This window comes from Companilactobacillus sp. FL22-1, from assembly GCF_043951805.1.
GTDB lineage: Bacteria > Bacillota > Bacilli > Lactobacillales > Lactobacillaceae > Companilactobacillus.
Window position 1 is genome coordinate 90,805 of sequence record NZ_JBINJY010000002.1, and the last position, 11,996, is coordinate 102,800.

General features: G+C 38.8%; 12 protein-coding genes. 11 read left to right on the plus strand and 1 reads right to left on the minus strand.

The genetic code is table 11. From position 1 onward, the window contains the following. Positions 1-20: 20 nt before the first annotated feature. From ACG72T_RS01970 to recN, 6 genes are read left to right on the plus strand one after another with little or no spacing between them, the layout of a single operon-like run. Complete coding sequence (locus ACG72T_RS01970; RefSeq protein ID WP_395264289.1) at positions 21-881, plus strand: bifunctional 5,10-methylenetetrahydrofolate dehydrogenase/5,10-methenyltetrahydrofolate cyclohydrolase; 861 nt, start codon at positions 21-23, stop codon at positions 879-881. Next, positions 874-2,223 (plus strand): exodeoxyribonuclease VII large subunit, encoded by a 1,350-nt coding sequence (xseA, locus tag ACG72T_RS01975; protein ID WP_395264290.1) that lies wholly within the window; start codon positions 874-876, stop codon positions 2,221-2,223. The genes ACG72T_RS01970 and xseA overlap by 8 nt, the downstream gene beginning before the upstream one ends. Further along, a complete protein-coding gene (locus tag ACG72T_RS01980) occupies positions 2,216-2,452 on the plus strand; it encodes an exodeoxyribonuclease VII small subunit (RefSeq protein ID WP_395264291.1) in 237 nt (78 codons plus the stop codon). The genes xseA and ACG72T_RS01980 overlap by 8 nt, the downstream gene beginning before the upstream one ends. Before the next feature lie 3 nt (positions 2,453-2,455). Then, positions 2,456-3,304, plus strand: a complete 849-nt coding sequence (locus ACG72T_RS01985) for a polyprenyl synthetase family protein (RefSeq protein ID WP_395264292.1) — start codon at positions 2,456-2,458, stop codon at positions 3,302-3,304. A gap of 10 nt (positions 3,305-3,314) precedes the next feature. Further along, complete coding sequence (locus tag ACG72T_RS01990; protein ID WP_395264293.1) at positions 3,315-4,139, plus strand: TlyA family RNA methyltransferase; 825 nt, start codon at positions 3,315-3,317, stop codon at positions 4,137-4,139. Positions 4,140-4,147: 8 nt separating this feature from the next. After that, positions 4,148-5,845 (plus strand): DNA repair protein RecN, encoded by a 1,698-nt coding sequence (gene recN / locus ACG72T_RS01995; protein WP_395264295.1) that lies wholly within the window; start codon positions 4,148-4,150, stop codon positions 5,843-5,845. Here recN and ACG72T_RS02000 read toward each other — a convergent pair. Next, entirely contained in the window at positions 5,837-6,157 is a 321-nt protein-coding gene (locus ACG72T_RS02000; protein ID WP_395264297.1) for a hypothetical protein, read from the minus strand. The genes recN and ACG72T_RS02000 overlap by 9 nt on opposite strands. Before the next feature lie 177 nt (positions 6,158-6,334). Between ACG72T_RS02000 and gmk the strand changes: the two genes are divergently transcribed. From gmk to rsmB, 5 genes are all read left to right on the plus strand, one after another. Then, positions 6,335-6,946, plus strand: coding sequence for a guanylate kinase (gmk, locus tag ACG72T_RS02005; protein WP_395264299.1), 612 nt, complete (start codon positions 6,335-6,337; stop codon positions 6,944-6,946). A 6-nt stretch (positions 6,947-6,952) separates the two neighbouring features. Continuing rightward, positions 6,953-7,207 carry a DNA-directed RNA polymerase subunit omega gene (gene rpoZ, locus ACG72T_RS02010; RefSeq protein WP_395264301.1) on the plus strand — a complete coding sequence of 85 codons (255 nt, stop codon included), beginning with the start codon at positions 6,953-6,955 and terminating at the stop codon, positions 7,205-7,207. 83 nt (positions 7,208-7,290) lie between these two features. After that, complete coding sequence (gene priA, locus ACG72T_RS02015; RefSeq protein ID WP_395264303.1) at positions 7,291-9,699, plus strand: primosomal protein N'; 2,409 nt, start codon at positions 7,291-7,293, stop codon at positions 9,697-9,699. Between the two features lie 13 nt (positions 9,700-9,712). Then, a complete protein-coding gene (gene fmt, locus ACG72T_RS02020; protein ID WP_395264304.1) occupies positions 9,713-10,663 on the plus strand; it encodes a methionyl-tRNA formyltransferase in 951 nt (316 codons plus the stop codon). After that, complete coding sequence (rsmB, locus tag ACG72T_RS02025) at positions 10,653-11,981, plus strand: 16S rRNA (cytosine(967)-C(5))-methyltransferase RsmB (protein ID WP_395264305.1); 1,329 nt, start codon at positions 10,653-10,655, stop codon at positions 11,979-11,981. The genes fmt and rsmB overlap by 11 nt, the downstream gene beginning before the upstream one ends. Positions 11,982-11,996 lie beyond the last annotated feature (15 nt).

An 11,996-nucleotide genomic window follows, 5' to 3' on the forward strand; every position in this document is an offset into this window, starting at 1 on the left:
GTAAATTTACCAGCCTTTTTATGGTAATTAGTGTGAAATTATTAGAAGGTAAAAAAGTAGCAGCCGCTTTAGATGAAACAATGACCCAACGGGTAGACCAATTGAAGGCTAAAGGTATTACACCTGGATTAGCCGTGATCTTAGTTGGCGATAATAGTGCCAGCGCCGTTTATGTGCGAAACAAAAAACGCCGTGCGGAAAAACTTGGAATTGATTTCCAATTGATCCATTTCCCAACTGAAGTTACCGAACAAGAATTGTTAGCCAAGATCGACGAACTGAACCATGATCCAGCAATTGACGGTTTCATCGTGCAATTGCCTGTCCCAGATCATATTGATGAAGATAAGGTCATTGAAGCGATTGACCCACACAAAGACGTCGATGGATTTACACCGATCAGTGTCGGCAATCTCTGGATTGGAACACCACTAACCAAACCAGCCACTGCTTCAGGAATTTTGATGATGCTAGACCACTACAACGTTGAGCTTGATGGGAAAAACGTTGTAATCGTTGGTCGTAGCAATATTGTTGGAAAACCAACTGCTGCTTTAATGTTAGATCGTAATGCCACTGTAACGATCACTCATTCACATACTAAGAACCTAAAAGAAATTACAAGTAAGGCTGATGTGCTCGTCGTTGCTATTGGAAAAGCTAAATTTATCACAGCTGATTACGTCAAAGATCAAGCAATTGTGATCGATGTTGGAATGGATCGTGATGAATTTGGAAAGCTTTGTGGAGATGTTGATTTTGATGACGTCAAGGCTAAGGTAAGTATGATGACACCTGTACCCGGTGGTGTTGGTCCAATGACAATCACAGCATTGGTAGATCAAGTGATCGAATTAGCCGAAGGCAGGGCCAATGGATAGTGAACAATATTTAACGGTTACAGCTTTGAGCCAATATTTGAAAAGAAAATTTGACGTGGACCCTTATTTGGGCCACGTCTATTTGGTGGGGGAGATTTCTAATTTTCGATTGCGTCCTCATGCCCATCAATACTTTTCTTTGAAAGACGAAAAAGCTAAGATTTCAGCAATTATGTTCAAAAGTAGTTTTGAAAAGGTCAAATTTCAGCCCGAAGAAGGGATGCAAGTCCTTGTTCAAGGCCGGATCTCTTTGTATGAACCAAGTGGTTCTTACCAGATCTATGTTGACTCAATGGAGCCCGCTGGTTTAGGTGCTTTGTATGCTGCATTTGAACAGTTGAAAAAGAAACTAGCTGCCGAAGGCGTTTTTGATTTACCTAAAAAAACGATCCCACAATTTCCCCGTCGGATCGCAGTAGTGACTAGTGAGTCTGGAGCGGTGATTCATGATATTATGACCACCGTTAGCCGACGTTTTCCAATCGTTCAACTAGTTTTATACCCTGCTCAAGTTCAAGGGGAAGGGGCTGCGGAAACGATCGTCGAACAGATTCAAAAAATCAATCAAGCTGGAAATTTTGATACGATGATCATCGGTCGTGGTGGTGGGTCTATCGAAGACTTGTGGCCATTCAATGAGGAGATCGTCGCTCGGGCAATCGTTGACAGTCAAATTCCCGTCATTAGTTCTGTCGGTCATGAAACTGATACGACAATTGCAGATCTTGTGGCCGATTTAAGAGCTGCTACACCGACCGCTGCTGCAGAATTAGCTACCCCAGTCTTGAGTGAAGTGCTGCAACACCTTCAAGATCTTCGTACAAGACTGTATGGCGCTCAAAATAATATCTTGATGAGTTATCAGCAACGACTCAAAACTCTGTCTCAGAACGTCTTTTTACAGCATCCTGAGCGAATCTATGCAGTTTACTTACAAAAGGTCGATTATTTGAAAGATAAATTGCACAATAATATCAATAACAATGTCAATAATTCTAAAAGCCGTTTGATCAATGATGCCAATCGCTTAGTCCAAGTTTCTCCACGTGAGAAAATCTATAGTTATTCAAATCAAGTAAATCGTAATTATCAGATTTTAATCAACAATGTTAATAAAATTATCAATCGAAATCGTAATTTATTTAACAAACAGGTAGTAGCCTTAGATTCACTTAGTCCTTTAAAGACTTTGAGTCGTGGTTATGCGATTGCAACCAATGAAACTGGTCAAGTCTTGCGTGATGTGCAGGATTATCAAGTTGGTAAACCAGTAGATTTGAAGGTCGAACACGGACATGTTAAGTTAATAACCAAAGAAGTAAGCGAGGATAAAAATGGCTGACAAAAAAACTTTTGAAGATAATTTAGCTGATTTAGAAAAAATAGTTGCTGACCTTGAAGCTGGCAATGTGCCATTGGAAGAAGCAATGGAGAAGTTTAAAAAAGGCGTTACGCTTAGTAAAGATTTAGAGAAAACCTTGAGTGATGCTGAAGCTACCGTTACTAAGATCATGACTAAAGATGGCCAAGAAGTTGCCATGAAAGATGATCAATCCGAGGAAAATAAATAATTTATGGAAATTAAAAAATTTAACGAATTTTCAGCCCAAGTCCTACCTGACTTCAATAAATTTTTAAACGATAAGTTAAATACCGAGATCAAGCAAGAGACTTTGCGAGAGGCAATGCTGTATTCATTGGATGCAGGTGGCAAACGAGTTCGTCCGATGTTATTATTGGCCACCGCATACTCTTCTGGTATAAAGCTGGCTGATTTGCCAAAATTCTTTGATATTGCCGGCGCTGTGGAATTGATTCATACATATTCTTTGATTCACGATGATCTGCCAGAGATGGACGATAGTGATTATCGGCGTGGTAAGTTGGCTAATCATAAGAAATTTGGTGTCGGCCCAGCGGTTTTAGCCGGTGATGGTCTTTTGACTCAAGCTTTTTATTGGATTGCTAAGTCTGACTTAAGTACCGATAAACGTATGGCTGCAGTCAGAATTTTGGCTCACAATGCTGGTCCAATGGGAATGGTAGCTGGTCAAATGACTGATATCACTATGGAAGACAAGCAATTGACTGAATCACAGTTGACAACTTTACATAAGGAAAAGACGGCTGATTTAATTACCGCTGCCGTGACGATCGGAGCTTTTTGTGCCGGACATGACCTGTCTAAGAACTTAGTTCAATACGCAAATGATATTGGATTGGCTTTCCAACTCAAAGATGATCTCAATGACGCTGACGATGGCGAAGACGTTAATAAGAATACTTTTCCTAATTTAATTGGAAAAGAAGCCACTGAAACTAAGCTTTCAGAGTTGACTAAAGATGCATTAAACGCTGTCTTAAAAGAAACAGAATTTGATAAAAACTTATTAGTAAGCTTTTTGGATTATTTTAAAGAATAGGTGACACATATTGGCAAAAAAGAGAATTGATGTTTTATTAGTTGAACAGAATTTATTTGAATCAAGAGAACAAGCTAAGCGTTCGATCATGGCTGGTGAAGTTTACAATCAAGATAATTTGCGTTTCGATAAACCCGGTGAAAAGGTTGATCCAGAGACAGTCTTTCACTTGGCTAAAAATGCTCATAGTAAATATGTCAGTCGTGGAGGCTATAAGCTGGAAAAAGCTTTGAAGTCTTTTGATATCGACTTGAAAGATCGAATCTGTCTTGATATCGGTTCATCAACTGGTGGTTTTACTGATGTGGCTTTACAAAATGGGGCTACAAAGGTTTATGCCCTAGATGTAGGATACAATCAGTTAGCTTGGAAATTGCGTCAAGACGAGCGGGTCGTTGTGATGGAACGAGTTAATTTCCGTTATAGTAAACCAGAAGACTTTCATGAAGGTTTGCCTCAATTTGCGATGACTGATGTGTCATTTATTTCTCTTGAATTAATTTTGCCACCAATGTTCAATATTATTTTGCCAGGAGCCGATGCTGTTTGTTTGATCAAGCCTCAATTTGAAGCTGGTCCAGAAAATGTAGGTAAACACGGAATCGTTCGAGATCACAAAGTTCACCAAATGGTTCTGGAAAAGATCACTGATTTTGCTAAAAATGCTGGATTTATTGTGTCAGGACTCGACTTTTCACCAATCAAAGGTGGCGAAGGCAATATTGAATTCTTGATGCATATTCAAAAGCCAGCCCAAGAACAAGCTGGTGAAATTTTAGAAAATGTTTCCATTGCTAAGACGATGGAACAGGCATACTCAAGTCTTAATAAATAGGTGAAATAATGCTAAAAAAATTAATCATCAATAATTTTGCAATTATTAATAAATTGCAGATTGATTTTCATGACGGAATGACGGCCTTAACTGGTGAGACTGGTGCTGGTAAATCAATTATTATCGATGCGTTAGGATTATTAGTTGGTAGTCGATCATCAATCGATTTTATTAGAACCGGACAAGAGCAATTAAATGTGCAGGGACTATTTGAGGTGAAATCAAGTAGTCCTCTTTTTGCAATTTTGGACGAGTATGGCATTCGTCACGAAGACAACCAGTTGATTATCAAACGTGAGATCAACCGTAAGGGACGTAATGTTTGTCGAATCAATAATGAATTAGTCAAAACTAACGTCTTGCGACAAATCGGTCGCTTTTTAGTCGAGATTCATGGTCAAAATCAACAACAAGAACTATTAGATGAAGACAATCACATTAATATCTTGGATCGTTTCGCTGACGAACAATTTCAAAATGATTTAATGCAATATCAAAAGTTGTACGAAAACTATCAAGACAAACGTGCTCGTTTAAGAACAATCCAAAAGAATTCGCAAAATTTGGTTCAGAGAATCGATATGTTGAAGTTTCAGATTGAAGAGATCGACAGTGCTCAATTATCAGCCGGTGAAGATGACCAGCTTGAAGACGAAAAGAATCAATTGGCCAATTTTGAAAAGATCAGTTCAGCTTTGCAGGAGAGTTATCAAGGATTGTCCCAGAATAACACTGGCGTAGTCGATGCTTTGGGAAATGTTCGTGACCAACTAGAAGATATTATGGATTACGATCAGTCTTACAAAGAACTCTACGATTCAGTCAATGGTGCTTATTATCAGCTCCAAGACAATGCGGCAACGATTGCTGACCAATTAGAGAGTTTGGACTTTGACGAGAACCGCTTGGATGATATTCAAAAACGTCTAATTACCTTAGATGGTCTTAAGAAAAAATATGGTCCTACTTTAGATGAAGTAATTGAATTCGGTCAAAAGGCTCACGCTGAATTGCAAGAGATTGATATTGATGATACAACGGAAGCTAAATTGGAAAAAGAAATCGCTGATTTGCATACCAAATTGGAAGATTTGGGCAAGGCTCTTTCCAAACAACGTCACCAGACAGCGACGATGTTAGAAAAGGCGATCAATCACCAGTTGAATGACTTATACATGCCAAATGCCCGCTTCGGAGTTAGTTTTACGTCACTCGAGGAAGATAATTTATCAATTCAAGGAATCGATCAAATTCATTTCGATCTGAAAACTAATATTGGTGAAGACTTTAAACCGTTAGTAAAAGTTGCCTCTGGTGGTGAATTGTCGCGTGTGATCTTAGCTTTTGAAGCCATTATTGCTGAAAAGATGAATGTTGAAACAATCGTTTTTGATGAAATTGATACTGGAGTCAGTGGCCGAGTGGCACAGGCGATTGGCGATAAAATTTACAAAGTGGCGCAGTCGCTGCAAGTTCTTTGTATCACGCATTTGCCACAAGTAGCGGCGATGAGCGATCGTCAATTTGAAATCAAAAAAGAGACCGTAAAGGACAAAACCGAGACTAAGGTTTCGTTACTAAACGATCTCCAACGTGTGGATGCTATTTCACTGATGTTAGCTGGAACAAAGGTGACTGATTTGACTAGAAAGCATGCTAAAGAATTATTAGAATTAGCCCAAGGCGAACAAAAGCGGCTAGACTAAGTTGATTGACTTGATTTGATCGAGCATGACGATCTCGAAAAGTGCTTTGTTCAACTTAAAAACGTATTTATTTTGATTAACTTGTGAAATAAATTTGCCTTGAAGCTGCTTGTCGTTTAACATTGTAATAACGACAGAATAATTGTTGTGAAAACTTTGTTCTGCGAAAAGTTCTAATTGCATTAAAGGCATTTGTTTTACTAGAGTTTTAGGTGTAACTTTAAGGTTAAAATCGAAATTATTATTAAGGAAATTTGTGGTATTGCTGATTAAATTGTTAGTGAAACGATTGTGTAGTTGTTTTGCTTGCATTTTTAAGCCCCCGAACACTTGTTTGTATCTACATTATACGAACAAGCGTTCGAAAGAGCAACTTTATTTACAGAATTCTTAATAATTTTTTTCGACCTCATGCGTGACTCTTGAAAAACGGCTGATTTTATTGCATGATAGATATCATATTATATAGATAGTAGGGATAATTTAATTATGTCAAAAAGGGGAATGTTAATCGTTTTATCAGGTCCATCTGGAGTAGGTAAAGGAACTGTTAGAAAAGCGATGTTGAAGAATTCATCAATTAAATTTGATTATTCTGTTTCGATGACTACTCGTCAAATGCGCCCTGGCGAGGTCGACGGAGTCGATTATTATTTCCGAACCAACGATGAGTTTGAAGAAGAAATAAGAAATGGTGGCATGTTGGAATATGCTAAATATGTTGACCATTATTACGGCACACCATTAAAATATGTCAATCAAAAACTTGATGCTGGAATCGACGTCTTATTAGAGATCGAAGTTAACGGAGCTATGCAAGTTCGTGAAAAGATGCCTGATGGCGTATTTATTTTCCTAACACCACCTGATTTGACTAGTTTGAGAGACCGGATTACTCATCGTGGTACTGACGATGAAAAGACGATCGACAAACGCATGGAAAAGGCCAAAAAAGAAATTAAAATGATGACAAGCTATGACTATGCCGTCGTTAATGATAAAATACCTAATGCAGTTGAAAAAATTGAAGGTATAATTAGAAGTGAACACTTGAGAGTGGCACGTGTAATTGACCAATACAAAAAAATAATAGGAGATTGATAATTTATGATTATTTATCCATCAATTGATAAACTTTTAGATCGAGTTGATTCTCGCTATTCACTAGCAGTATTAGCTGCTAAACGTGCACACCAACTAGAAAATGGCGATATTGAACTATTGAACCATTACGAATCACCAAGAACTGTTGGTCGCGCTTTTGAAGAAATTGCTGACGATAAAATTGAAATCGATCCAAATTCAATTTTGCTTGAAAAAGAAGCCGAAAAGGTTGAAGAAGAGAAAAAAGACGAAAACTAATAAATTATTCCTTCACTGATTTTCGAATTAGTGGGGGCTTTTTTATTTAAAAACAAACAATTTTGCAAATAGGTGGTTTTAAGATGTCAGTAGCAGAGATAATTGTTGATGTTCCAACGATGCAGACTAATCGACCATTCGAATATTCAATTCCCACTGCTTTGACTGATGTAGTTGTGCCGGGGATGCGAGTTGAAGTTCCTTTTGGCCGTGGTAAAAGACAAATTCAAGGTTTTGTAATGAAAGTTAAATCTGACAGTGATTTTCAGGGTAAACTCAAGCCGATTACCCGCGTGATCGATCTAAAACCGGTCCTATCTCAGGAAATGTTAGCTTTATCGTCCTGGCTAGCCGATCGGACATATTCCTTTCAAATTTCTTGCCTGCAAACGATGTTGCCTAGCGTCATGCGGGCTAAATATCGTCAATTTGTCGTGCCTTTGAAAACCAATGATCCTGAAGTTTCTGATTTATTGAAAGGCCAAGCTAGCTTAGAGATTACCAATCAGATCGATGCAGAGACTATTAAGGTCATTAATAAATTACGGAAAAAACAGCTGGTCGATATTCAATATGTGGTTGAGAATCAGGCGGCTCAAGTCAAACGTCAAGCAATCACGACGGATCTGAATGTGATTCAGTTACATGAAGCCAAGAGTAAACTGCGGGCTAACGCCAAAGCCCAAATTAAATTACTCGATTTTTTGATTTCTCAAAAGGTCGAGTTGCCAATTGAATTTAGCGATTTAGAAAAAAATTATGGTATCTCCCGTGCAGCTGTAAAGACGGCCGAAAAGAATGGCTTAGTTAAAATCGTCGAATTGACCAAATTACGTAAACCAGTCGGGATTGCCCCTGAAAAAACAACTAAATTAGCTTTGACAGATGAACAAACCGAAGCAGTTAATGCAATCGACCATGCTATTGTCCAAGAAAAGCCAACAACCTTTTTGATTGAAGGCGTTACTGGTAGTGGCAAGACCGAAGTATACTTACAAACGATTGAAAAGGCGATTGAATCTCAGAAGACAGCTTTGATGCTCGTGCCGGAAATATCTTTGACTCCGCAAATGGTTAACCGGGTCGTAGGTCGCTTTGGCGATCAAGTAGCAGTTTTACACAGTGGTTTGTCCAATGGCGAACGTTACGATGAGTGGACCAGAATTGAGAATCATCAAGTTAAAGTGGTTGTCGGAGCTAGAAGTGCTGTCTTTGCGCCTTTAGATAAAATTGGTTTGATCATTATTGATGAGGAACATGAAGCTAGTTATAAACAAGATGACAATCCTCGTTATCATGCCAGGGATGTGGCTCTTTGGCGTGCAAATGTCAATAAATGTCCAGTCGTGTTGGGGAGTGCCACACCTAGCTTAGAGTCGCGGGCTAGAGCCCAAAAGGGTGTATATCAGCTTATTAGAATGAAAAAACGGATCAATAATCAAACCTTACCTAAAGTTAAGATCGTTGATATGCGTGATGCCAAAAATTCAGCAATCAAAGGTGACTTTTCACCTGATTTGACTCAAGCCTTGCATGAAACATTATCGCGACATGAACAGGCAATTATCCTTTTAAATCGTCGTGGTTACTCATCATTCATGATGTGTCGAGAGTGCGGTTTTGTATTGAAATGTCCAAATTGCGATGTTTCACTAACTTATCATAAGGATCTGGGAAAAATGAAATGCCATTATTGTGGACATGAAGAACCAGTTCCTAAAATCTGTCCTAATTGTCACAGTAAGCGAATTGGTTTTTACGGTACGGGAACTCAGAATATTGAACAACAATTAAATGACCTTTTCCCAGAGGCTAAAGTGTTGCGCATGGATGTCGATACGACTAGAAGAAAGGGTGCTCATGCAAAAATTTTAAGTCAGTTTGGTCATCATCAAGCGGATATCTTGTTAGGTACCCAGATGATTGCCAAAGGCCTGGACTTTCCAGACGTGACCTTGGTTGGAGTTATTAATGCTGATACTACTTTGAGTTTGGCAGACTTTCGAGCTAGTGAGCGTACCTTTCAACTATTGACTCAGGTCAGCGGTCGGGCTGGTCGGGCTCAAAAAGTCGGTCACGTGATTATTCAGACTTTTAATCCGGATCATTACGCCATCAAGGATGCCGCCAAGCAAGATTATGAGACATTTTTCAAACAAGAGATGTATCTGCGTCATCAGTCGAATTACACGCCATATTATTTTACAACGCTGATCAGTGTGGCTAATAAGGATGAAGGACAGACGCTCAAGCAAAGTTATTGGCTGAAAAAACAGCTTCAGAGCGTCTTATCGAAAGATGCAATTTTGTTAGGACCAAGTCCCACGATGATTTCTCGCAAACAAAACAAGTATTATTATCAAATTATTGTAAAATATAAACATGAACCGCAATTGCATCAGAGGCTTTTGGAAATATTGAATGAGACCCAAGCTGATGCCAAAAAAGGTTTCACAGTTGCAATTGACAACGAACCACAACATATTGATTAATGAGGGTGATTGAATGACAAAAATAATTTTCTTAGGTACACCAGAGTTTTCAGCGACAGTCTTGAAGGGCTTGCTGAAGGAAGGCTATGAGGTAATTGCTGCAGTTACCCAGCCCGATAAGCCAGTGGGTAGAAAGCAAAAACTGCAAAAGAGTCCAGTTAAGCTCGTGGCTGAGGATGAAAACATCAAACTTTACCAACCAGTTAAATTGCCAGGTAGTCCTGAAGTTGAAGAATTGAAAGCTTTAAAGGCCGATTTGATCATCACCGCTGCTTATGGACAATTCTTACCAACCAGTTTTTTGGAATCAGCTAAGGTTGCAGCTATCAACGTTCATGGTTCACTATTACCCAAGTATCGTGGTGGCGCCCCTATCCAATGGTCCTTACTCAATGGCGATAAAGAGACTGGAATTACCATTATGTACATGGTCAAAGGCATGGATGCTGGAGATATCATTAGCCAAGAAAAGCTGGCAATCACTCCAGAGGACGATAATGGGACGCTGTTCGATAAAATGGCAATTGTCGGACGAGAACTTTTACTAGATACAATTCCTAAGATTCTTAGTGGCGATATTCACCCCATTAAACAAGATCCCAAAAAAGTTGTATTCTCGCCCAATATTTCTAAAGAGCAAGAAAAAATTGATTTTACAAAGCCGGCTGAAGCAGTCTTTAATCAAATCAGAGCTTTGAGTCCTGACCCAGGCGCTTGGACGATGATCAACAATCAGAGAACAAAGATTTATCAGACTACGGTTGAAAAAATTGATTCTCATCAAGCAATAGGTACAGTTTATGATTTAGGAAAGAAACGGTTAGTAATTGTTTGTGGCGACGGGCAAGGGCTTAGTATTAAAAAGATCCAACCAGCAGGCAAAAAAATGATGGATATTGCTAACTATATGAATGGTTTAGGCAAGAATTTAGAAAAAGGACAACAAATAATAGATGAAAAATAATCCTCGTGAATTAGCAGTCGAAGCACTAACCCGAGTATTCCAAAATAAAGCTTACTCAAATATTGAAATTAATAATCTTTTGAAGAAGTCTGAATTAACAGACGCTGATAGTCGCTTGATGACCAATATCGTTTATGGCGTCATTCAACATAAGTATGTTTTGGAATATCAATTGGAGCCATATATCAAAGATAAAAAACTCGATCTATGGTTGAATTTGTTGTTACAAACGGCAATTTATCAAATGTGTTATTTGGACAAGATTCCACCTCATGCAATCTTGAATGAATCGACAGAAATTGCCAAAAAGCGTGCTAATCAAGGTGCTGCTAATTTAGTAAATGCCGTGTTGAGAAACTTTCAACGTCACGGTGCAAAAGCGATGCCTGGCAAAGAGACGGTTTATGATCTCAGCAAGCTTTACAGTGTCCCACGTTGGCTAGTGGAACTTTTTGATGAACAATTGGGAGTAAAGCAAACGAAAGCTGTACTTGAGACGATCAATCAAGCTTCGAGTGTTTCAATTCGGGTTAATACCAATAAAACAACCGTTGCGGCATTACAAAAAGAGTTGCAGGCAGCAGGATTTGACGTTGAACCAAGTAAAATTTCTCCAGTAGGGTTAGTTTGCGAACATGGCAATCTGGTCGATACCCCTCAGTTCAAGGCTGGATTGTATACCATTCAAGATGAAAGTTCGATGTTAGTAGCTCCTGCTTTGGATTTACAGCCTAATAGTCGTGTACTCGATGCATGTGCAGCTCCAGGTGGAAAAACGACTCACATTGCAAGTTATCTAACGGCAGGTGAAGGTGAGGTCTATGCCTTAGACATACATAAGCATAAGACTAAATTGATTCGAGAAAACGCACAACGCATGGGCTATTCAGATATAATCAGTACAGGGGCAGTTGATGCGCGTAAAGCTAAAGATATTTTGAATACAACTTTCGATAGAATTTTAGTCGATGCCCCATGTTCAGGTCTAGGCTTGATCAGAAGAAAACCAGAGTTGCGTTATTTCCGTCAACCAGAAGACTTAATGAATTTACAAAGAGTTCAACTCCAGATTCTCGACAGTTTGGTCGACTTATTGGAAGTCAATGGTAAGATGGTCTTTAGTACTTGTACCTTCGACAATGAAGAAAATGAACAAGTAGTTGAAAAGTTTTTGGCTGCTCATAAGAACTTTGAGTTAGTACCAGTTAAGCATACTGCAAATCTTGATAAATCAGTCAAAGACGGCATGCTAAAAGTCCTACCAAGCGATTACTTTACAGATGGTTTCTTCATAGCTACTTTCGTTAGAAAAAATTAAAGAGGTAAGGTTCAA